Consider the following 22,275-nt stretch of genomic DNA (forward strand, 5'->3'; position numbering starts at 1 on the left):
CACCGTCGTGCAGGGGCTTCCGTCAGTTGGTCTTGCACTTGTTGCCCGTGGCGGGGTTCAGCAGACCGATGACATCGATGGTGTTGCCACAGAGGTTCAGGCCGAGGTCGATCGGTACCTGGATGGCGTTGCCCGACAGGATGCCGGGCGAGTTGGCGACCTTGGCACCCGCCCCGGCGTCGGCGACGGCGGTACCGACGCTGCCGAGGACGGCGGCGACGGTCAGGACACCCGCGCTGATGGTGGTACGAACGCGCATATGGAGCTCCTTACGCTGCGCTGAGAAATGATCAGGAAAGAGGTACACGCGCCGGGGGCCCGAAAAACGGACGGTACGACCGATGCCCACGTTCGGCGGGGCGGCTTCACGCGTCCGGACGCGCTGGGGCCGCATGTTCCCGGCCGGGGTGATAGGGGCCGGTCCCGGGCCTCGTCAGGACCTGTCGTCCTGGTGCGGCAGCCCCTCCGCTTCCCTTTTCTGTACGCGCTCCCGCATCGCCTCGATGCCCGCGATCTGGAGGTCGAGGGCGAAGGCGAAGTCGTCGTCCAGCATCTGTTCGGCGGACAGTCCCTCGCGGGCGTACGTCGCGTTGACGGTCAGCTCCATCGTCTCGGCGAACTCCGGCCGGTCCTGCACGGTGCCCACGACCTTCTGGAAGTACTCGTCCAGGCTGCTGCCCTGGGCCTGGCAGCGGGCGCGGTGCAGGCCCTGGATGGTGGCGAAGCCGTAGACGAACTGGAAGACCGCCGCCAGCGCCCCCGACGTCGACTCCTTCGGCAGGCCGCTGCGCGCCATCACCCGCAGCGTCGCGTTGGAGAAGGCCATCGAGCGCGGCCCGAAGTTGAGGTACTGCCCCAGCAGCCTCGGCATCCAGGGGTGGGCGAGCAGCATCGCGCGGTACTCGGTGGCGAGGTGGCGCAGCTGGTCGCGCCAGTCGGCCCGTTCGTCGGACTCGTCGGGCAGCTCCATCTCGCCCGCCACCGCGTCCATGGCCAGTTCCAGCAGGTCGTCCTTGGTGTCCACGTACCAGTAGACGGACATGGCGGTGACGCCCAGCTCGGCGGCGAGGCGGCGCATGGAGAACTTCGCCAGGCCGTCGGCGTCCAGCAGCCGGACCGTGGCCGCGACGATCTTGTCGAGGTCCAGTCCGGCCGGCTGGTCCGCCTTCCGTCTCACCGGAGGGCGCTCGGCCAGCCATACGCTGCTCGGCCGTTTTCCGGCGCGGCCCGATGTCGCGGCCATCTCGCGCCCTCCCTTTCCGTCACGCAGTGGTACGCGGTCGATGCTATTCCGGCCGGGCGGCGGCCGGACCAGGGCCGGCCGGGCCGTCGGCCGGGGTGGTGGCCCCGGGGACGCGCGCCGGGTCGGCAGCCTTGTGAAGGCGTGCCGGGTCCGGGCCGTCCCCGGGAACATCCGCCGGCTGTGCGCCGTCGCCCGGTACCGGACGGGCGCGCTCCGCGCGGCGCAGCAGGAACGCCGCGAGCAGCCCGCCGAGGAAGACGGCCGCCGCGCCCACCAGTTGGCTGGTGCCGATACCGGCGGCGAACGCGTCGTGCACGGCCGTCCGGTCCGCGTCGGTACGGGTCATGGCCAGCGCGGCGGGCAGCGAGCCGGCGCCCACCGCGACCGCCGGGAGCAGCGCGGCGAAGCGGGAGTTGAGCACCGCGCCGAGGACCGCGACGCCCAGGCCCTGGCCGAACTCCATCAGCGTGCCGTTCACGCCCGCGCCGACCCCGGCCTTCTCCACCGGGATCGCGGACATGATCGCGTTGGCCATGGTGGGCATCGCGAACGCCACGCCGACGCCCATCAGCAGCAGGCCCAGCAGCATGCCGCCGTAGCTGTCGCTGCCCAGCGTGGCGATGGCGGCCAGACCGCCGGCCAGCAGGCTCATACCCGTCACGATCATGCCGGGGGTGCCCAGCTTGGGCAGCAGCCGGACACCGAGGCCGGTGAAGTTCAGCGCGACGACCATCAGCGCCAGCGGCGCCATCCGCAGACCGGCCTCCAACGGGCCGTAGCCGAGGACCAGTTGCAGGTGCTGGGTGAGCAGGAACATCGACCCGCCCAGGCCGAAGGCCACCAGGATGCCGCCGGAGACGGCGCCGATGAACCGGCTGTTGCGGAAGAAGTGCATGTCCAGCATCGGGTGCGGGACGTGCAGCTCCCACAGCGTGAAGACGGCCAGGCCCACGATGCCGACGGCGGCGGAGACCAGCACCCGGCCGGAGAGCCAGCCACTGCCCGGCCCGGAGATGATCGCGAAGACCACGCCCACCATGCCGATCATGGAGAGCACGGCACCGACCAGGTCGGGGCGGTCGCCACTGGGGTTCTTCGACTCGGGGACGAGCCGCAGTACGGCGACCAGCCCGATCAGGGCAACCGGGATGTTGATCAGGAACAGCGCGCCCCACCAGTAGTGGGCCAGCAGTGTGCCGCCGATCAGCGGCCCGGCGGCGAAGCCGAGCGAGTTGACCGAGCTCCAGATGCCGATGGCCTTGGGCCGCTCGGCGTCGTCGAATATCTGCATGACGACGGCGAGCGTGGTCGTCATCAGCAGGGCTCCGCCGACGCCCATGCCGGCGCGGGCCGCGATCAGCTGGCCGGGCGACTGGGCGAGGGAGGCGGCCAGCGAGGCGACGCCGAACAGCACCAGGCCGAGCGCGAGCATCTTCTTGCGGCCGTAGCGGTCGGCGGCGTTGCCGGCGGTGAGCAGCAGGCCGGACTGGACCAGCGAGTACGCGTTGAGCATCCACTGCACGTCGGCGGTGGTGGCGCCCATCTCCTCGGTGAGCGAGGGGACGGCGACGTTCAGGACGGTGTTGTCGAGCAGGACAGTCAGCTGCGCGAGGCAGATGACGGCGAGGATGAGCCAGCGGGCGGGATTGCGGGCCGGGGACAAGGGTGGTGTGGCGCCGGGGGCCACGGAGGACATACAGGCTCCCTGTACGGAGTGAAAGCGAGCGGAACACCGGGACACATACACCGTACAGGGAGCGTTATACGCCGTACAGTCAATTATTGGGTGGTGGGGAACGGCCCGGGGACCGCCGATGGACTACGTCATGAGACGGGATGGGTCAGGTCGTAGAGCGTCGTATTGCCGACGGTGACCTTCTTGAAGTTCTTCTCGACCCAGCTCGTGATGTCGGACGAGCTGGAGGTGCTGCGGCCGTTCGCGCCGAAGAAACCGCCGCCCATTCCACCGCCGACGAAATAGTGGATCTTTCCCTGGCGTACGTACTCCTTGAACTGGTCCAGCGTCGGTGACGGGTCGCTGCCGTTGAAACCGCCGACGGGCATGACCGGCAGCCCGGTGGCGAGCTGGTAACCGGCGGCGTTCTGGGAACCGATGGCGGCGGCTGCCCAGGTGTAGTCGGCCGCGTTGCGCTGGAGGGCGGCCTTGGCCTTGGCGCTGACCCGCCGGCCATCGAGGAGACCGCCGAGGCTGTTGTGGCGCGAGCCGCCGCGGTCGCCGGTGCCGGGGGAGCCCGGGGGCCCGCCTCGGCCCTGCGCCTGGCTCTGACCGCCTCCCTGGCCCTGGCCCGGCGGTGGCCCGCCGTTGCTGCCCTTGCCGTCCTTGCCGTTCCCCTTCCCGCCCGGCCCGGGACCGCCGATGACGATCATGCCGCCGTGCCGGCCCCCGGCGCCCTCGACCTTCGGCCCCGCCGTGACGATCGACCCGGTGTGCGGGATCCCGACCGTGTTCGCCGCGTACGCGACCGGGCCGCCCAGCCCGGCGGCGACCCCAAGACCGGCCGCCACCACGGCCAGCCGCCGGCCCATCCGTACGGACAACAGCAGCCCCAGCGCCGCCACGGCGCCGACCGCGACCACGGTCCAGCGCAGCCACGGCAGCCACTGCGGCGAGCGGGCCAGCAGGACGTACGCCCAGGCCGCCGTCACCGCGACGGTGCCCGCCAGCACCAGGACGGCGGCCGTACGGGACCGCCGCTGCCACAGCAGCGTCGTGCCCATCGCGACCAGCGCCGCGATGTACGGCGCCAGCGCCACGTTGTAGTACTGGTGGAAGATCCCGGACATGAAGCTGAACGTCGCGAACGTCATCAGCAGCGCCCCGCCCCACACCAGGAACGCGGCGCGCGCGGCATCGGTCCGGCGGACCCGCCGCAGCACCACCAGCCCCGCGGCCAGCAGCAGGAATGCCGCGGGCAGCAGCCAGGAGATCTGGCCGCCCATGTCGGAGGTGAAGAGCCGGGTGATGCCGGTGTCTCCCCAGCCACCACCACCGCTGCCGGCCTGGCCGCCGCCCACGCTGCCGGTCTCGTTGCCGTTGATGCGGCCGAGGCCGTTGTAGCCGAAGGTCAGCTCCAGAAAGCTGTTGTGCTGCGAGCCACCGATGTACGGGCGCGAGGCGGCCGGCCACAGTTCCACGAGCGCGACCCACCAGCCGCCGGACAGCACCATCGCCAGCCCGGCCAGCAGCAGCTGGCCGATCCGGTGGCGCAGCGTGGTGGGCGCGCAGACCGTGTACACGACCGCCAGCGGCGGCAGGATCAGCCACGCCTGGAGCGTCTTGGTCAGGAAGGCGAGGCCGAAGCAGACGCCCGCCAGCAGCAGCCACTTGGTACGGGCGTCCTCCAGGCCGCGCAGCACGCAGTGGACAGCGCAGACCATCAGCAGGCACAGCAGCGCGTCGGGGTTGTTGAAGCGGAACATCAGGGCGGCGACCGGCGTCAGCGCCAGCAGCGCGCCCGCGAAGAGCCCGGCGCCCACGCCGAAGCGGCGTCGTACGGCCGCGTACAGCACCCCGACCGTGGCGACGCCCATCAGCGCCTCCGGCACCAGGATCGCCCACGAGCTGAGACCGAAGAGCCGTACGGACAGGGCCATCGGCCACAGGGCGGCCGGCGGCTTGTCGACGGTGATGGAGTTGGCGGCGTCCGACGAACCGAAGAAGAACGCCTTCCAGCTCGCCGAACCGGCCTGGGCCGCCGCCGAGTAGAACTGGTTCGCGTAACCGGAGGCGCCCAAATCCCAGAGGTAGAGCACGGCGGTGGCCAGAAGCAGCGCGAGGAGGGCGGGGCGGGCCCAGCGGGGGGTGGCGGGGGGCGGGGTGGGTTCCGGGGGTGGGGCCTGGGCCGCGTCCGGGTCCGCGTCCGGGTCCGCGTCCGGGTCCTCCGCCGGTGCGGTGAGGCGGGGATGGTGCGTGGTCATCGCGCGCTCCTGTCGAGGCGGGCCGGTTCGGCCGTGTGCTGATCCGGGGCGGTGCCCCGGCTGTGACCGCCTGTTCGGGCGCCCCCGCCCTCCCGCTCCCGGTCCGTGAAGACCCACGCCCGGAAGAGCAGGAACCGCAGCAGCGTCGCCGCGAGGTTCGCGGCCACCAGGACGGCCATCTCGGTGCCGTGCGCGGGATCGCCTGCCGCGGCGTCCAGTGCGGCCAGCGAGCCGCTGGTCAGGGCCAGGCCGATGCCGAAGACGACGAGCCCCTGGGCCTGGTGGCGTACGACGCGGTCACGTCCCCGTACGCCGAAGGTCAGCCGCCGGTTCGCCGCCGTATTGCCGATCGCGGACAGCAGCAGCGCGGCGGCATTGGCCGCCTGCGGCCCGACGCCGAGCCGGAAGAGCGAGTAGAGACCGAGGTAGAGCAGCGTGCTGAGGGCGCCGACCACACAGAAGCCCATGACCTGGCGGGCCAGGCCGCGCGGTACGCCGGTCAGTTCGCGGTCGCGCGGGTCGTCGCCGAAGGGGCGCGCGAGCCGGTCGAGCGGCAGCGCGCCGGTCGCCAGCGCGCGCCCCACGCGCCAGACGCCCTTGAGGTCCTCGGTGGCCGTCCGCACGATGTGCACGGTGCTGTGCGGATCGTCCACCCAGTCCACCGGCACCTCGTGGATGCGCAGCCCGGCGCGCTCCGCGAGGACCAGCATCTCGGTGTCGAAGAACCAGCCGCTGTCCTCGACCATGGGCAGCAGCCGCTCGGCGACATCGCCCCGTACCGCCTTGAAACCGCACTGCGCGTCGGAGAAGCGGGCGGCCAGCGAGCCGCGCAGGATGAGGTTGTACGAGCGGGAGATGAACTCCCGCTTGGGTCCGCGCACCACCCGCGAACTGCGCGCCAGGCGCGAACCGATCGCCAGGTCGGAGTGGCCCGAGATCAGCGGTGCGACCAGCGGCAGCAGCGCGTTCAGATCGGTGGACAGATCGACGTCCATGTAGGCGAGCACCGGGGCGTCGGAGAGGGACCACACGGTGCGCAGCGCCCGGCCGCGGCCCTTCTCCTCCAGGCGCACGGCCGTCACCTCGTCGATCGCCTCGTCCAGCGACGCGGAGATCTCGGGTGTGCGGTCCGTGCTCGCGTTGTCCGCGACGGTGATCCGGAAGCCGTACGGAAAGGTGCGGGAGAGGTGGTCGTGGAGCCGCCGAACGCAGGGCTCCAGGTCGGACTCCTCGTTGTAGACGGGGATCACGACATCGAGCACCGTGTCGATCTGGCCGAGGCGCAGATGCTCACGGGGCGGCAGGGAGCCCAGTGGGGTCTGGGCCGGCTGTGTCGTCGTCATGACACCGACACTCGCCAAGCGCGCTGTCACCCCAGTGTGGTGCTGCTGTGACCCGGCTGTGAATGGGTGTGCCCCAGGGGCGCTTGGTGAAATCGGGGGGCGCGTGGGGCGTCGTGCGCCGGTCCGTCGGCGGGCAGCCGGACGCTGAAGACCGTACGTCCGGGCACGCTCTCCACGCCGGTCGTGCCGCCGTGCGCCGCGACCACGGCCTGCACGATGGCCAGGCCGAGGCCCGTACTGCCGCCGGCCCGGACGCCGTGGCCCCGGCCCGTGGTCGCGTCCGACCCCTCGTCCGCATTTCCTCCCGTCCTTCCGCCCAGCCGGGAACGGGACGCGTCGCCGCGGGCGAAGCGCTCGAAGACGTGCGGGAGCAGCGCGGGCGGCACGCCGGGGCCGTCGTCCCGCACCTCCAGCCGGACAGCGTCGCCCGCCCCGGACACCGGCGCCTCGCGCCGCAGGCGGGCGACGACCGTGGTGCCCTCGGGCGTGTGCGTACGGGCGTTGGCCAGCAGGTTGACCAGGACCTGGTGCAGCCGGTCCGCGTCGGCCCGTACGCACACCGGGTCGTCCGGCAGTTCCAGGCGCCACTTGTGACACGGCCCGGCGGCGCGGGCGTCGCTGACGGCGTCCACGACGAGGGGTGCGAGGTCGATGCTGTCGTACGACAGCGGGCGGCCGGCGTCCAGGCGGGCGAGCAGCAGCAGGTCCTCCACCAGGCCGGTCATCCGCTGCGCCTCGGACTCGATACGGCCCAGGGCGTGCCGGGTGGCGGGGCCGGGCTCCTCGCGGCCGCGCCGGGTCAGTTCGGCGTAGCCGCGTATCGAGGCCAGCGGCGTGCGCAGCTCATGGCTGGCGTCCGCGACGAATCTGCGGACCCGCGTCTCGCTCTCCTGCCGGGCGGCGAGCGCGGAACCAACGTGGCCCAGCATCCGGTTGAGCGCCGCGCCGACCTGGCCGACCTCCGTACGAGGGTCGGCCTCGGCGGCCGGGACGCGCTCGTGCAGCGCCACTTCCCCGTGGTGCAGCGGCAGTTCGGACACCCGGGTGGCGGTGGCGGCGACCCGGCGCAGCGGCCACAGCGCCATGCGGACCATCGCGGCGCCCGCGAGCCCGGCCGCCACGAGGCCGGCGGCCGTCACACAGACCTCCACGACGACCAGCCGGCCGACGACGTCCTGCACCTCGCCGGACGGCAGGCCGACCAGCGCGGAACCGTCCGGCGCGGACGCGACGCGGTAGGCGCCGAGGCCGGGCAGGGTGACGGTGTGCGGGCGCCCGTCCCGGCGCACGCCGGCCAGCGCGCGCACCTGCTCGTCGGTCAGGGCGACCAGGTTCTGCGCGGGCATCACGGCGCGTGCGTCGATGCTGCGGGCGGCGGCGGTGATGTCGCCCTCGGAGGAGACGCGCGCTCCGACCGTGCCGATCGGACGGCCGGGCCCGGCGATGAACCCGAGGTCCCGGTGATCGAAGATCTTCCCCTGCTGCTCGCCCGCATGCTGCGCCGACTCCAGCAGTTTCCCGTCCAGTTGGCCCTGGAGGTAGGAGTGCAGGGCGATGGTGGTGACCGTACCGATCACCGCACAGACGACCGCGATCAGCGCCACGGCCGAGACGACCAGCCGCGTACGCAAAGTCCACCACCGAGGCCGCAGCCGCAGCCGCCGGGGGCGGCGGTGACGGGGGGTGGTGGGGGGTGTGGGGGGTGTGGGGACCGCAGGGGCTGTGGGGATGCCCGGTGCCGTGCCGGTGGCGGGAGCCACGGGGACGACGGGCACCGTGTCGGTGGCGGGCGCCGTGGGCTCACCGGGCGCCATGTCGATGGCGGGCGCGCCGGGCTCGGCGGAGGTGGTGGGATCGGCGACCGCGGCAGGGTCGCCGGACGCGGCGGGACCGGTGGACGCGACGGGACCGGTGGACGCGACTGGAGCGATGGACGCGACGGAACCGGCGACCGCAACAGGACCAACCGGCGCGGCAGAACCTGCGTCCACGGCAGGCCCGGCCCGCGCCCCCGCCGCTTCGGCCATCCGCTACCCGCCCGGCTTGATCAGGTAGCCCACGCCGCGACGCGTGTGGATCATCGGGCTCCGGCCCGCGTCGATCTTCCGCCGCAGGTACGAGATGTACAGCTCGACGACGTTGGCCTGGCCGCCGAAGTCGTAGCTCCACACCCGGTCCAGGATCTGCGACTTGCTCAGCACCCGCCGCGGATTGCGCATCAGGTAACGCAGCAGCTCGAACTCGGTGGCCGTCAGGTGGATCTCCTGGCCGCCGCGCCACACCTCGTGGCTCTCCTCGTCGAGCAGCAGGTCACCCACCGAGAGCAGCGACTCGCCGCGCCCCGCCGCCGCACCCGCCCGGCGCAGCAGGCCACGCAGCCGGGCGACCACCTCCTCCAGGCTGAAGGGCTTGGTGACATAGTCGTCGGCCCCCGCCGTCAGCCCGGTGATCCGGTCCTCGACCGCGTCCTTCGCGGTCAGGAACAGCACCGGCACCTCCGGGAGTTCGTGACGCAGCCGCCCCAGGACGGTCAGCCCGTCCATGTCCGGCAGCATCACGTCCAGCAGCACCGCGTCCGGACGCCATTCCCGCGCGGCCCGCAGCGCGGCCGTACCGTCGCCCTCGGCACGGATGTCCCAGCCCTCGTAACGCAGTGCCAAGGAGAGCAGTTCGGCGAGCGACGCCTCGTCGTCGACGACCAGCACCCGCACCGGGCTCCCGTCGGGACGCCGCAGCTCGGCGGTCTTCTTGGCAGTGGTGGTGGACGCTGTCACGGTCATGTCGGCAAGGCTGACCACCCCCTCTGAGAGCCGTCTTGCGCGTATCTGTGAATATCCTGAGAAACACCCGTCACCGCAGCACGTCTTCAGCGGGACCGGTCTGGGCCGCCCCCCGCGCGGTCCAGCCGGTCACCACTGGAAACAGCATGGCACCCACCACTGACAATCGCCCTGACCTGCGGCTTTACCCCTCCTGCGCGGTCCGATGAGGCACCGCGCACCCCTCCGGCTCGATCCCGGGAGGCACCGCGCCCCCGCGCGCTTCCCTTGACGCCGACGTCAATCCGTACCGTCGCGGCATGAAGATCCTCGCCTTCAACGGCAGCCTGCGCGCCCGTTCCGCCAACGGCGCCGTCCTGCACTCCGCCCTCGCCCTCACCGACGCCGCGGTCACCGTCGCCGAGCTCGACGCGCTCCCCCACTTCAACCCCGGCCTGGACGGCGTGGGCGCCATCCCGCCCGCCCCGGTGGCCGCCCTGCGCCGCGCGGCGGCGGAAGCGGACGCCGTACTGGTCGTCAGCCCCGAGTACGCCCACGGTGTCCCCGGCGCCCTGAAGAACGCGCTCGACTGGCTGGTCAGCAGCGCCGAGTTCCTCGGCAAGCCGACCGCGGTCCTGACCGCCTCGCCCTCCCCCACCGGCGCCGCCCACGCGCACGAGCAGCTGCGCGAGACCCTGCGCATGATGTCCGCCGACGTGATCCCGGACGCCTGCCGCAACCTCGCGGCCATCGGCCCGAAGACCGACCCGGCCACCGGGACCGTGACCGACCCCGCCACCCTCCAGGAGCTGCGAACGGCCATGACATCCCTGACCACCGCGACCGCACCGGCTCCGGCTTCAACGCCGACGCCGGCTCCGACGCCAACTCCGGCTCCGGCGCCCTAGACCCTTCCGCAGACGATCGTCCGCCGACCGGCCGGCCCGGGGGTGGCCGCCTCGACGCCCGGCCGCGAAGGCGACGGGCTCACCGACGGAGCCACCGCCAGCCAATTACTCAGCGTAGCCGCACCGCTCGCCTTACGCCAAGCCCCCAGCGCACACACCGGCAAGCACCCAGCGCCCGACCTCAGTGCAACGCCGCTGGTCACCTCCGCAGTTGACCTTCAGCCATATTTCGCGCCGCACTCAATGTCATGTGCAGGCCATGGTGTTAGGGTTTCGGCCGCTGTCACCCAGGGTGTTGCTCTGGTCCACGCTCGGCCTGGTGGCTGAACACCGCAACACCCCGGAGTACAGCGCCGTACTCCCCACAGCGGTGTTCGCGGGCGCCGGACCCGGTCGGCCGGGTCCGGACCGTGCGTGCCGCAGAAAGGCCTGCTCCATGTCCCGAATACGGGTCCTGAGACCTGTCCCGCTGGCCGCACTGGCGGGCGTGACCGCTTGTCTGGCAGTCGTCGTCGTGCCGTCCGCGTTCGCCGGCAAACCGAGCCCGACCGGCACGGCCGCCCCGACCGGTACGTGCACGATCCGTCCTGCGGACAAGAACTCCGAGACACCACTGAGCTGCCTCGGCGTCACCGCTTCCCTCGACCGCCTGCCCGCCGTCGGCGAGCAGGCCACGCTCACCGTGGACGTCAAGGCGCAGGCCAACGTCAAGAACGCCGGTTTGTCCCTCCAACTGCCCCCCGCGCTCAAGGTGGTCGGCAAGGAGCCGGGCCTCACCGCGCCCACGACGGACACCTTCGGCCAGCGCACCAGCCGGAAGCTCGCCCTCACCCCCGGCACCCGCAGCGTCAAACTCAAGGTCAAGGCCGTCGCCGCCGGACCCGCGCAGATCCAGGCGGACATCAGCGACATCGACCACCCCGATCCGCACCGCGCCGGGCACGACTCGGTGGAACTCACCGTGGGCACGGCCAAGGACTCCTCCGACGAGGGCATCTCGGTCACCAAGGGCCACGCACCCCGGGTCCACGCCCCCGGCCCCGACGCGCGCACGCCGCGCAAGGCCACCCCCAAGGCCCCTGCTCCGGCCCCGGTCCGTGCCTCGGCCGCCTCGGCCGCGGCCTCCCCGCGCGCCGCCGCCCCGGCCGCGCCCGGCGCCCGGGCCTGCGTCAGCGGCACCTTCCGCAACCGCTTCCAGTCCGCCGAGGGCGGCAGCTGGAACGGCAAGGCCAACCGGGACGAACCGGTCAGCAACGCCAACATCACCCTGTGGGGCAAGCCGACCCCCAACAGCGGTACGCAGCGGCTCGCCACCGGAATGACCGGCAACGGCGACGGCAGGTTCAGCCTCTGCTACACCCCGACCGCCTCGGTCACCCCCGTTGCCTGGGTGGAGTTCCAGACGCAGGCCGGCCGGATGTGGTCGGTGGTCGACTACAACGGCAACACGTACGCCACCACCACGTACGCCCTGAACAACATCTCGGGCACCACCAACCTGGGCAACGTCTACGCCAACGACGGGCAGAGCCGCGCCTGGCACACCTTCGACACGCTCAACAAGCTCTGGTGGAACCGCGGCTCCGCCACGAACTGCTGGGCGACCAGCGAGCAGGACGGCCGCTGCACCCCGATCACCGTCCAGTGGTACCCCGGCTCCACCGACGGCACGTACTGGATGTCCGGCGAGGACAAGGTCCACCTCGCGGACAACGACCCCGACTCCGAGCACACCACCATCCACGAGGCCGGGCACGCCCTCATGGGCAAGCTCTACCGGGGCTGGTGGCCGCAGGTGAGCAACTGCTCGCCCCACTACGTCAACCGGGCCTCCTCCGTCAGCTGCGGCTGGACCGAGGGTTTCGCCGACGCGGTGTCGTTCCACACCTTCAACGACACCACGTACTACTGGGGCAACGGCAGCTCCATGAACCTCGCCAACGACCGCTCCACCTACGGCATCGACCCGGGTGACGCCTGCGAGGCCCGCGTCGCCACCGCGCTGGTCGACCTCTGGTCCCAGATCGACGGCGACTGGACGCGGAGCAACACCATGATGTCCCGGAACCCTCAGTCCAGCTTCCGCGAGTACTTCCTCGCCGACCGGCCCGCCTACGGCCTGGACAACGGCCAGAGGGCCCGCGGCATCCTCTACAACCACACCATCCAGTACTGAGCGGTGCTGCCGGTCAGCACCGCCCGCTGAAGCCGCTCGAAGCCACGGACCGGGCCGCCCACCGGCCCGGTCCGTGCATCCGGCCCGCCCCTCACGTCCGCCTCCGTCAGAACAAACTCCCCTGCTCCTCCTCAGTCCCGCCCTCACCCCTCTTCGGCGCCCGCACCACCGCCGTGGTCACCTCACCCGTCGCATGCCGCAACACCCACCCCGCCAGGCACCGCGTGTCCATCACGAACACCTCCGCCTCCCCCGCCCCGGACGCCACCACCCCCCGTACATACAGATCCGCCCCGACCCCCGCCACCACGTCCCCCACGATCTCGTCCCCGGCCACCGGAGCCGCCGCCTCACCGGCTCCCGCCGGAATGCGCGCCAGCCCGAACACCTCCGCATGGTCCGTCCACGCGAACTCGGCCGGCTCCAGCGCCTCCGGCCACCCGGCCAGCCCGCGCGCCGCCGCGTGCAGCGCGGCCAGGGCCGCCACGCGTTCCGGCACCGGCGGCAGCACGGCACGCGCCGCCCGCTTCGCCGCCTTCCCGAACCGGTCCCGTACGTCCAGGGCGCTCCCCAGCAGTGCCTCCGCCCGCCGCGCGGCCATCAGCGGCCCGTGCCCCAGCCACGCGTACGTAACGGCCCCCTGCTCCACCAGGCGCGCCGCCCCGCGTTCGGCCGCCGTGATCCCCACCTTCAGCAGCCCGGGTCCGAAGTACGCCAGGTACACGCCGTACGTACGCGGATCGTCGGCCATCGTGTCCGCCGCCACCGACCGCGAACGGTCCAGTCGCGCGCAGTCGGCGCACTGGTCCCGCGCGCCGCCGCTGTCGATCACCGCCGCGTACGGGCAGGGGGTCCACCGTGGGCCGCGCCGGACGCCGAGGCACCGCCGCTCGCCCGTCACCGCGAATGCGAGCGCCTTGCCCGCGGGCAGCGCGCTGCGCCGCCGCGCGCCGCGTCCGGGGCTGTACCACCCGAGCCCGGGCTCGGTCCCGGACCAACTCGGCCCCGTACACCACCAGGCACCCGGATCACTCACGTCCCGGCACCCGCTTCCACTGTGCCCGCATCTGTTTGCTCCCCACCGGAAGCCGCTCGCACCGCGTCGGCTTCCGCCGTGGCGGCCCCCGGCAGCCCGGGAGCATGACGCTCACCGGAGCCCCTGAAGGTGCTGCGGTACGCGCTAGGCGACACCCCCACCGCGGCCTGGAGGTGCTGCCGGAGCGAGGCCGCCGTACCGAAACCGGCATCGGCCGCCACCCGGTCCACCGTCAGCTCCGTCTCCTCCAGCAACTGCCGCGCCCGTTCGACACGTTGCCGTGTCAGCCACTGCAACGGCGACACACCGACCTCCTCCCGGAACCGCCGGGTGAAGGTCCGTACGCTCATCGACTCGCACGCCGCCAGCTTCCGCAGCGTCACCGGCCGGTCCAGGTGCTCCAGGGCCCAGGCCCGGGCCGCGGCCGTCGAGGAGTACTGCGGCTCGGGCACCGGCCGCCGGATGAACTGGGCCTGGCCGCCCTCCCGGTGCGGCTGCACGACCGTACGCCGTGCCACCTCATTGGCCACCGCCGCGCCGTGATCGCACCTGATCATGTGCAGACACAGATCGATCCCGGAGGCGACACCCGCGGCCGTCAGCACCCCCTTCTCGTCCGTATACAGCACATCCGCGTCCAGCTGGACCTCCGGGAACAGCCGCCGGAACTGCTCCGCCGACCGCCAGTGCGTGGTCGCCCGCCGCCCTTCCAGCAGCCCGGCCGCCGCCAGCACGAACGACCCCGTGCAGATCGACGCGACACGGGCGCCGGGCCGGATGGCCGCCATGACCCGCGCCATCTCCGTACTCAGGCAGCCGTCGTCCGCCCCGTAATCCTGCTCCGAAGCCGGCACCACAACCGTGTCGGCCTCCGCCAGCGCCTCGGGCCCGTGGCGCACGACGACCGTGAAATCCGCGTCGGTACGCAGCTCCCCCGGCTCCGGCGCACACGTCACCACCTCGTACAGCCGCCGCCCGTCGGCCGCCTCGGCGTACCCGAAGAGCCGGTGGACGATCCCCAGCTCCATCGGCAGCAGCCCGTCCCGTACCAGCACGGCGACCCGGTGCCGCCCGTCCTCCGCGAAGACACCCATGGCCCGATCCTGACACATGCTGACCATCCGGCCACTCGTCCGCCCCCGGCCCCCCGATCAAAGATCGGAACACGAACCCGTCACCCACCCACACCCCACCCCGGAAGGTTCTCCATGAAGGTCCTGTGGATCGCGGCCCACCCCGAGCAGCGCTCCCTGAACGGAGCCCTCAAGGACGAGGGGCTGCGCGCCCTGCGCGCCCACGGCCACGAAGTACAGCTCTCCGACCTCTACGCCATGAAGTGGAACCCGGTCGTCGACGCCGACGACTTCGACCACTCCCCCGAGGAGCGCCTGTACGTCGGCAATGCCGCCGAACGCGCCTACGCCGACGGCAGCTTGAGCCCCGACATCCGCGCCGAGCAGGAGAAGGTCACCTGGGCCGACACCCTGGTCGTGCAGTTCCCCCTCTGGTGGTACGGCATGCCCGCCATCCTCAAGGGCTGGTTCGACCGCGTCTTCGTCAAGGGCTTCGCGTACGGCATCGAAGACCCCGGCACCGGGCGCACGCTCCGCTACGGCGACGGCCCGCTGACCGGCAAGCGCGCCATGGCCGTGGTCACCGCGGGTGCCCGCCCCGGCACCCTCGGCCCGCGCGGCATCAACGGCGACCTCAACGACCTGCTCTTCCCCCTCCACCACGGCACCTTCTGGTACACGGGCATGAGCGCGATCCCACCGCTCCTCGTCCCCTCGGCGAACCGGGTGACCCCCACCGCCTTCGAGGCCGCCGCCGAGCAGCTGCGCACCCGCCTCCTGGAGCTGCCCACGACCCCGCCGCTGCCGTTCCGCCGCCAGAACTCCCCCGACTACGACCCGGAGACCCTCACCCTCCGCCCCGACCTCGCCCCGCACACCACGGGCCCGGCCATCCACTACACGGACGCCCCGTAACCAAAAAAGACCGGTCCGGCACGATTCCTCGTGCCGGACCGGTCTTCGCAGTAGCGGGGACAGGATTTGAACCTGCGACCTCTGGGTTATGAGCCCAGCGAGCTACCGAGCTGCTCCACCCCGCGTCGGTTCCCCAGACTCTACGCCACACGTCCCCCCAAGGGAAATCGTTAATCCATCCCCCGCCCACACCCCCACCAACCACGACAAAGCCCCCGCCCGGATGACCCGGCGGGGGCTTTGCTTGCTGTGCGCTCGGCAGGATTCGAACCTGCAACCTTCTGATCCGTAGTCAGATGCTCTATCCGTTAAGCTACGAGCGCTTGGCTTTCCGGCGGTTTTTCTTGCCGGTCGGCGTTGCGGGAACAACATTACATGAACCACGCCGGGACGCGAAATCCACTTCCCGCACCCCCTCTGACCTGTGCAAACGCTGTCGCGGTGGCGGGTGGGGGCTACTCGGGCCAGGCGGAGTCCTCGATGATCCGTACGAAGTCCGGACGGATGTAGTCCGGATCGAAGCGGGCCAGGACGTCGGCCTTGACGTTGCCGAAGGTGGTTTCCGGGCGGTGGGTGATGCCCTGGTGGAAGGCGCGGAGGATGCGGCGCTTGAAGGCGGGGCGGGGGTGGGCCGTGAGGATCTCGTCGCGGGTCTGCGGCGGGAGGCTGTCGTAGCCGATGCCGAGGACGTCGAGTTCGACGCCGGCCGTGACGAGGGCGATCTCCGGGGCCATGCGGTGGGGGATCTCCGGTGTGGTGTGCAGCGCGATGGCTTCCCAGGCGAGGCGGGCGCGGTCGGCCGGGACGCCGTGGGCGGTCAGGAAGCGGCGGGCCTCGTCGGCGCCGTCCAGTTCGAAGCGCTGCCGGGAGGTGCGGAAGCGTGCGGTCAGGCCGAGGTCGTGGAAGAGGGCACCGATGTAGAGCAGTTCCGCGTCGAAGGACAGGCCCCGCTCGCGGCCGTGCCGGGCGCCGAAGAGGTAGACCCGGCGGGAGTGGTGGTAGATCAGCTCGTCGGTGGTGTCCCGGATCAGCTCGGTGGCCTCCCGGGCCAGCTTGCTGTCGGGGAGGGGGATGCCGGCGATGTGGGTGTGGGTGGTGTGCGCGGTGTGGGTGGCGCGGCGGGTGGCGGTGGGGTCCGAAGGCCGGGGGTGATCCCGGTGCTGGGGCTGATACCGGCGCGGGGGCTGGTTCCGGTCCGGGGGCTGGTTCCGGTCCGGGGGCTGATCCCTGTGCGGGGGCTGCTCCCGGTCCGGGCCCGGGTTCTGGTCTCGGTTGTTCGTCATGGCATCAGGGTGGTGGGGATGCCGGTGCGCGCGCTCGGCCTGTTCCGGTCAGGTGCGGCGCGGGGGTGACGGCGGGCACGGGGCGGCGGCCGGCGATCCGTACGGGGAAAGGCCCTCCGCCCGGAAAACCTTCAGGCCCCGGTCGCGGTGACCGGGGCCTGAACGAAAAGCGGAGGCGGAGGGATTTGAACCCTCGATGGGCTTTAAGACCCAAACCGCATTAGCAGTGCGGCGCCATAGACCGGACTAGGCGACGCCTCCACACACCTCTTCGCGCGCAAGCGCGATGTGGCGTGACCAGATGATGGCACAGCTCGGCATGCTGTCACCAATCGACCCCTACGGTACTCGGCACACAGGCCACCCGGCAAAGGCCTTGTGAGGCGGTCGGGCCGCTGTGCCCGGGCGCCGTCGGGGATCGAACGGGGTTCAAACACCGGGGCCGCCGCGCAACGTCGGGCCCGGCGGCGCGTTAGACGCTGCGGGGACGGGACGGTTCCGGCGGGAACGCCCCGTGCCGCCCCCGGCCCTGTCCCCGTACCCCCTGGAGTCCGCGATGCCGCTCCGCCGGCTGTCCCGCTTCGCCACGGCTGCCACCACCGTCGCAGCCGCCCTCGCCCTGACGGCCCCGGCCGACGCTGCCGCCCCCGCCGACGTCGCCGTCGGGTCCGGCGCAGCGCCCCTGCCGCTGCTGTCCCGCTCCTCCGACCACCTCACGATCACCGTCAGCGGCACCGGCAAGGCGGCCAAGGACGGCCGGTACGAGCTGTACTGCCACCCGGCCCGCGGCACCCACCGCGACGCGCGCGGCGCCTGCGACAAGCTCGACCGGCTGACCCGGTGGGGCAAGGACGCGTTCGCGGCCGTGCCGAAGGACAGCAAGTGCACGATGCAGTACGGCGGGCCCGCCACCGCGCGGGTCACCGGCACCTGGGCGGGACGCCCTGTGAACGCCCAGTTCAAGCGCACCGACGGGTGTGAGATCGGCCGCTGGGACCGGTTCGTACCGGTGCTGCCCGCGGTCGCTTCGTGACGCAGAAGCGGATCAGTTCAGGACGCGGGGCACATGTCGGGCGTGCGACGAGTCGCACAATCCCGTGGCACTACCTCCTCGTCATCCGTCTCCGCGTCCTCATCCGCTGCCCGTAGACTCCTTTCCAGTGACCCGCCACAGACGTGACGGCGGGCTCGGCAAGGTGCGGTAACTGCAGGGAGGAAGCGTCGTCGTGAGCAGCAGGCCATCCCGAGGCGCTGCTCGCCTCGCAGCCATACTCGACGCATTGCCCGACGCGTTGCTGCTGGTCAACTGCAACGGCACGGTCGTCAACGCGAACGCCATCGCCCTGGAGACCTTCGAGGCCCCGGGCACCGCCCTGGTGGGCCGCGGTCTGCTCGACCTGCTGCCGTCCTTCGACTCCAAGCGCATCCCCGGTTCGATGCGGCGCCGGGACGAGGAGGACCAGGGGCCGCGTACGAAGCCCACCCGGATGGTGGCCCGGCGCACCGACGGCACCGAACTGCTGGTCGAGGTGACCAGCGCGAACCTGGAGGACGGCCGTACCCCGTACGAGTCCGCCTTCGAGGCCGCCTACGCCGACCACCGCAACGGCTACACCGGTGACGAGCTGCTGATGCTCGTCGTACGGGACCTGACCGGCACGCTGGACACCGAGACCGAGCTGGCCCGCCAGCAGCGGCAGACCGAGATGATCCTGCGCGCGGCGGCCGAGGGCGTGGTCGGCGTCGACTCCGAGGGCCGGGTCGTCCTCGTCAACCCGTCCGCCGCGCAGATCCTCGGCTACCGGGCGAGCGAACTGGGCGGCAAGGAACTGCACCCGCTCATCCACCACTCCCGGGCCGACGGCACGCCGCTGCCCTGGGAGGAGACGCCGCTCGCCGACTCCCTGCGCTCCGGGCGCAAGCACCGGGTCCGCGGGCAGGCGCTGTGGGCCAAGGACGGCCGGTCGGTGCCGGTGGACCTGACGACCGCGCCGGTGCGCGACGGCGATCAGCTGGTCGGCGCGGTGATGACGTTCACCGACCGGCGGCCCTACGACGCGCTGGCGGCGCGCCACACGCAGCTGCTGGCCGTGCTGGACCAGTCGCTGCGCGGCCCGCTGGAGGAGCTGAAGGCGGAGCTGGGCACGCTGGCGTCCGACCCGGCCGGCCAGCTGTGGCCGGAGGCGAACCAGATCCTGCACCACCTCGCCGCCGGGTACGCGCGGATGACGACGCTGGTGGACAACGTGCTGAGCTACCAGCGGCTGGACGCGGGCGGCGAGCGGCTCGACCGGGCCAAGGTGTCGCTGGACGGGGTCGTGGCGGCCGGTGTCGAGGGTGCGATCGAGCTGATCGGGCCGGGCCGCGCCCAGTTCGCGGTGCACGCGCCGCCGATCGAGGCCGAGGTGGACGCGGCCCGGCTCGCGCAGGCGCTGTCCCACCTGATCGCGGACGTCGCGGGCGTGGACGCCACGGGCAAGACCGGGGGCGCCGGGGCCGAGGCCGCTTCCGGGGACTCGACGATCGTGGTGGCCGCCGCGCAGCGCGGCGAGGTCGTACGGATCGAGGTGCGCGGCCCGTACGGCGGCGGCAACCCGGTCCACGCGCCGATCGTGCGCGGCATCGTGCGGCAGCACGGCGGAGTGCTCCAGACCCACCAGGTGCCGGGCGCGGGCGGCAGTGCGTACGTGCTCGAAGTGCCGGTGTCGGCCGGGGGCGCGCCGGTGTCCGGCGCGGCGAGCACCGACCGGCCGCGCGAGGCGACGGGCAACGAGACGACCGTGATGCCGGTGCCCGCGGAGCGCGCGCGGGGGACGCAGCAGGCGGCCCAGGGGACACAGCGGGCGTCGGGAGTGCAGGGAGCGCAGGGAATACCGGGAGCGTCCGGGCCAGGCGCGCAGGCGGGCGCGGCGGCACCGGGTGGAACGGGTGATTCCGGCGCCGCGGGGGCCGGTGGTCCTGGTGGGGCTGCCGGTGCCGGTGGGGCTGCCGCGGGGCTGCGTCCGGTGAGTGGTCCCGGGGGCGGTTCCGCTGCGCAGGGCGCCGGTGCGGACCGTGCGGACAACCAGGGCGAGGACACGCCGACCGGGCGCCGGCGCGCGCGGCGCGGCGATGTGCCGGAGCAGCCGCAGCCGGATGACGGCGCGGCGGCCGGGAACGGCAACGGCCAGGTGCCCCGGGCGCGCAGCGAAGCGGACGCGGCCGGGCCGCGGGGCCCGGTGCCCGGCGGGGACAGCACGGGGGCTTCCGGCGGGCGCGGTACGAGCGGCGACGGCCGTACGGGCGCGCAGCCGGGCGGGCCCGGGATGCAGCAGAACATGGCCGGGGCAGGGATGCCGCAGGGCATGGCCGGGGCCGAGGTCGTACCGCCGGGTGGCCGGCGTGGGCCCCAGGACGCCCCGGAGGGCGCCGCGCGAACCGCCCTCCCGGCGATCGCCGGCGGTCCGCAGGGGCCGGGCCAGGCACCCCAGGGCGGCCAGACCCAGCCGACCGGGCGCCGGGCGCGCCGCGCGCTGGCCGACACGGCCGAGCGGCCGATCCCGAACCAGTCGCAGCCCCCGGCCCGTCACCAGAACGCGGCGTTCGCGCTGCCGCCCGCCGCCGCCGACCAGCTTCCGCAGTCCCCCCTGCCCTCGCTGCCGGTCCTGCCCGGCCAGTCCGCCGGGCCGCAGGACACCGGCGGTACGGGTCCGGGCGCGACTACGGGTACGGACGCGGGCCCGGGCACGGGTCGCCGCCGCGCCCGTACGGGTACGCCGGGGGCCGTCGACGAGCCGGCGCCCGAATCCGGCGCGCCCGAGGGCGGTTGGGGCCCCGAACCGACCGGGCGGCGCCGTGCGCGGCGGGCCGCCGCCGAGGAGCGGGCGGCTGCCGCGATGGCCGATTCGGAGTCGACGGGCACGTTCGTCGCCGGTCCCGAGGGCCTGGTGGCGCACCCGCCGCAGGACGGGCCGGTGGCCGGTCCCGGCGGCGCTCCGGCGACCGGGGAGGCCCCGCCCGCACCGACCGGGCGGCGGCGCGGACGCCCCAGCCCGGTGGAGGCCGAGCAGGAAGGCCCGGGACAGGGACTCGGTCAGGGCCAGGGGTCGGAGCAGGGGCAGAGCCAGGCCCAGGGCCGGCAGGTTCCGGCGCAGCCCGGTCAGCCGGTGGCCGCTGGCCGGCCGGCCCAGGCCGGTCAGCCGGTCCAGCCTGGGCAGCCGGTACAGCCGCAGCCCCAGACCGGACGGCCCGCCGCCCCCGGCGTGCCGGGGAACGGTGCCGGTGGTGCCAGTGCTGCTGGTGGTGCCGCCGAGGCACCCGGCGCGCCCGGCGCGGCCCAGCAGCCCCTGCCGGACCCGGCCGCGCCCCGGCAGCCGATGCCCGCGCCCGCTGCCCCGGAGGCGGCCGAGGGCGAGGACGCGGCGGGCGGTCCCGCCGCGGGCCACTCCCACGGACGGGCGTTCAGCGTACGTACGCTCGGGCAGGGCGTGCCGTTCTCGCAGCAGCTCGCCGACCAGCAGCGTCCGGCCGCGCCCGGCGCCCCCGCGGCCGGCTCCGGACGCCGCCGCAAGCTGGCCCAGCCGCCGCAGGAGGCGGAGCGCACGGCCGCGGCCGACGCTGCCGAGGCCCGGCCGCACCCGCAGCCCGGCGCGCACGCCCCGGGCCAGGCCCAGCCGCACGCGGGCCCGCAGGCCCAGCCTCAGCAGCACCAGCCACACCAGCAGCATCAGCAGCACCTGCTGAACTCCTCCGAAGGCCGTGCCTTCGCCGTCTCCGCGCCCGACGAGGGCAGCGAGGGCCCCGAGCCGCTGGACGGCCCGAACGGTGCCGTCGAGGTGACCGAGCCGCAACCGCAGCCGATGGACGACGAGTTGCCGCCGGAACCGCTGGACAACCCGCGCCGGCTGCTGGTCTGGCCCGCGCCGGACGTCTCCACCCAGCAGGCGCTGTGCGACCGCGGCTACCGCCCGGTCATCGTCAACTCCCGCGAGGAGGTGGACGCGCAGATCGCCGCGTACCCGGCGGCGCTCTTCGTCGACCCGCTGACCGGGCCGATCACCCGTACCGCGCTCCAGTCGCTGCGTACGGCGGCGGTGGCGGCCGAGGTGCCGGTGCTGGTGACGGCCGGTCTCGGCCAGGCGACGCGGGAGGCCGCGTACGGTGCCGACCCGGCCGTACTCCTGAAGGCGCTCGCGCCGCGCGACAGCGAGCAGCACCCGCCGCGGGTCCTGCTGACCGAGGAGAACGACGCCGTCGCCGGAGCGCTGACCACCTCGCTGGAGCGGCGCGGCATGCAGGTCGCGCGGGCGGCGACGGACGCGGACGCGGTGTCCCTCGCGGCCCAGATGCGGCCGAACCTGGTGGTGATGGACCTGATGCAGGTACGCCGCCGCCGGGCCGGGATCGTCGACTGGCTGCGCTCGAACGGCCTGCTGAACCGCACCCCGCTGGTCGTCTACACCTCGGCGGACCTGGACCCGGCCCAGCTGCCGCGCCTCGCGGCGGGCGAGACCGTCCTCTTCCTGGCCGAACGCTCGACGAGCGCGGAGGTCCAGGCCCGGATCGTCGACCTGCTCGCCAAGATCGGTACGAACTGAGGGCAGGCACCACCGAGGGGCCGT

Annotated in this window: 15 protein-coding genes and 3 tRNA genes; 5 read left to right on the top strand and 13 right to left on the bottom strand. The window is 73.2% G+C overall.

What is annotated here, in order from left to right; all coding sequences use genetic code 11:
• Positions 1 to 22 precede the first annotated feature (22 nt).
• From ACH4FX_RS06650 to ACH4FX_RS06680, 7 genes are all read right to left on the bottom strand, one after another.
• Positions 23 to 259 carry a chaplin gene (locus tag ACH4FX_RS06650; RefSeq protein WP_361152799.1) on the bottom strand — a complete coding sequence of 79 codons (237 nt, stop codon included), beginning with the start codon at positions 257 to 259 and terminating at the stop codon, positions 23 to 25.
• Positions 260 to 433: 174 nt separating this feature from the next.
• Positions 434 to 1,243, bottom strand: coding sequence for a TetR/AcrR family transcriptional regulator (locus ACH4FX_RS06655; protein ID WP_398475828.1), 810 nt, complete (start codon positions 1,241 to 1,243; stop codon positions 434 to 436).
• A 43-nt stretch (positions 1,244 to 1,286) separates the two neighbouring features.
• Positions 1,287 to 2,939 (bottom strand): MFS transporter, encoded by a 1,653-nt coding sequence (locus ACH4FX_RS06660; protein ID WP_398475830.1) that lies wholly within the window; start codon positions 2,937 to 2,939, stop codon positions 1,287 to 1,289.
• Positions 2,940 to 3,067: 128 nt separating this feature from the next.
• A complete protein-coding gene (locus tag ACH4FX_RS06665; RefSeq protein ID WP_398475832.1) occupies positions 3,068 to 5,182 on the bottom strand; it encodes an ArnT family glycosyltransferase in 2,115 nt (704 codons plus the stop codon).
• The gene (locus ACH4FX_RS06670; RefSeq protein ID WP_398475834.1) at positions 5,179 to 6,525 is read right to left on the bottom strand and encodes a glycosyltransferase; all 1,347 of its coding nucleotides are present in this window, start codon (positions 6,523 to 6,525) and stop codon (positions 5,179 to 5,181) included. Before ACH4FX_RS06670 ends, ACH4FX_RS06665 begins: the two co-directional genes overlap by 4 nt.
• A gap of 26 nt (positions 6,526 to 6,551) precedes the next feature.
• Positions 6,552 to 8,339: an ATP-binding protein gene (locus ACH4FX_RS06675; RefSeq protein WP_398476400.1), complete on the bottom strand. Its 1,788-nt coding sequence runs from the start codon at positions 8,337 to 8,339 to the stop codon at positions 6,552 to 6,554.
• Positions 8,340 to 8,555: 216 nt separating this feature from the next.
• Entirely contained in the window at positions 8,556 to 9,305 is a 750-nt protein-coding gene (locus tag ACH4FX_RS06680; RefSeq protein WP_398475836.1) for a response regulator transcription factor, read from the bottom strand.
• A gap of 299 nt (positions 9,306 to 9,604) precedes the next feature.
• On the opposite strand from ACH4FX_RS06680, the gene ACH4FX_RS06685 reads away from it, so the two are divergent.
• Together ACH4FX_RS06685 and ACH4FX_RS06690 are read left to right on the top strand one after the other, a co-directional pair.
• Complete coding sequence (locus ACH4FX_RS06685; RefSeq protein ID WP_398475838.1) at positions 9,605 to 10,192, top strand: NADPH-dependent FMN reductase; 588 nt, start codon at positions 9,605 to 9,607, stop codon at positions 10,190 to 10,192.
• Between the two features lie 436 nt (positions 10,193 to 10,628).
• Positions 10,629 to 12,368: a mycolysin gene (locus ACH4FX_RS06690; RefSeq protein WP_398475840.1), complete on the top strand. Its 1,740-nt coding sequence runs from the start codon at positions 10,629 to 10,631 to the stop codon at positions 12,366 to 12,368.
• 106 nt (positions 12,369 to 12,474) lie between these two features.
• Here ACH4FX_RS06690 and ACH4FX_RS06695 read toward each other — a convergent pair whose 3' ends face one another.
• Positions 12,475 to 13,404, bottom strand: a complete 930-nt coding sequence (locus tag ACH4FX_RS06695; protein ID WP_398475842.1) for a DUF2797 domain-containing protein — start codon at positions 13,402 to 13,404, stop codon at positions 12,475 to 12,477.
• Positions 13,401 to 14,525: a GlxA family transcriptional regulator gene (locus ACH4FX_RS06700; RefSeq protein WP_398475844.1), complete on the bottom strand. Its 1,125-nt coding sequence runs from the start codon at positions 14,523 to 14,525 to the stop codon at positions 13,401 to 13,403. Before ACH4FX_RS06700 ends, ACH4FX_RS06695 begins: the two co-directional genes overlap by 4 nt.
• Before the next feature lie 87 nt (positions 14,526 to 14,612).
• Here ACH4FX_RS06700 and ACH4FX_RS06705 point away from each other — a divergent pair, with 87 nt between their 5' ends.
• Positions 14,613 to 15,392, top strand: coding sequence for an NAD(P)H-dependent oxidoreductase (locus ACH4FX_RS06705; protein ID WP_398475846.1), 780 nt, complete (start codon positions 14,613 to 14,615; stop codon positions 15,390 to 15,392).
• Positions 15,393 to 15,443: 51 nt separating this feature from the next.
• Here ACH4FX_RS06705 and ACH4FX_RS06710 read toward each other — a convergent pair.
• The 4 genes from ACH4FX_RS06710 to ACH4FX_RS06725 form a co-directional block, all read right to left on the bottom strand.
• Positions 15,444 to 15,517: transfer RNA gene (locus ACH4FX_RS06710), tRNA-Met, on the bottom strand.
• Between the two features lie 125 nt (positions 15,518 to 15,642).
• Positions 15,643 to 15,715, bottom strand: a tRNA-Arg gene (locus ACH4FX_RS06715).
• 132 nt (positions 15,716 to 15,847) lie between these two features.
• Entirely contained in the window at positions 15,848 to 16,474 is a 627-nt protein-coding gene (locus tag ACH4FX_RS06720) for an HD domain-containing protein (protein ID WP_398476402.1), read from the bottom strand.
• Between the two features lie 371 nt (positions 16,475 to 16,845).
• A tRNA-Ser gene (locus tag ACH4FX_RS06725) sits at positions 16,846 to 16,936 on the bottom strand.
• A gap of 295 nt (positions 16,937 to 17,231) precedes the next feature.
• Here ACH4FX_RS06725 and ACH4FX_RS06730 point away from each other — a divergent pair.
• Together ACH4FX_RS06730 and ACH4FX_RS06735 are read left to right on the top strand one after the other, a co-directional pair.
• Positions 17,232 to 17,708 carry an SSI family serine proteinase inhibitor gene (locus ACH4FX_RS06730; protein WP_398476404.1) on the top strand — a complete coding sequence of 159 codons (477 nt, stop codon included), beginning with the start codon at positions 17,232 to 17,234 and terminating at the stop codon, positions 17,706 to 17,708.
• A 193-nt stretch (positions 17,709 to 17,901) separates the two neighbouring features.
• Positions 17,902 to 22,251 carry a PAS domain-containing protein gene (locus ACH4FX_RS06735; protein ID WP_398475848.1) on the top strand — a complete coding sequence of 1,450 codons (4,350 nt, stop codon included), beginning with the start codon at positions 17,902 to 17,904 and terminating at the stop codon, positions 22,249 to 22,251.
• Positions 22,252 to 22,275: the final 24 nt, after the last annotated feature.

The sequence above is a fragment of the Streptomyces sp. NPDC018019 genome (assembly GCF_044327805.1).
Classification (GTDB): domain Bacteria; phylum Actinomycetota; class Actinomycetes; order Streptomycetales; family Streptomycetaceae; genus Streptomyces.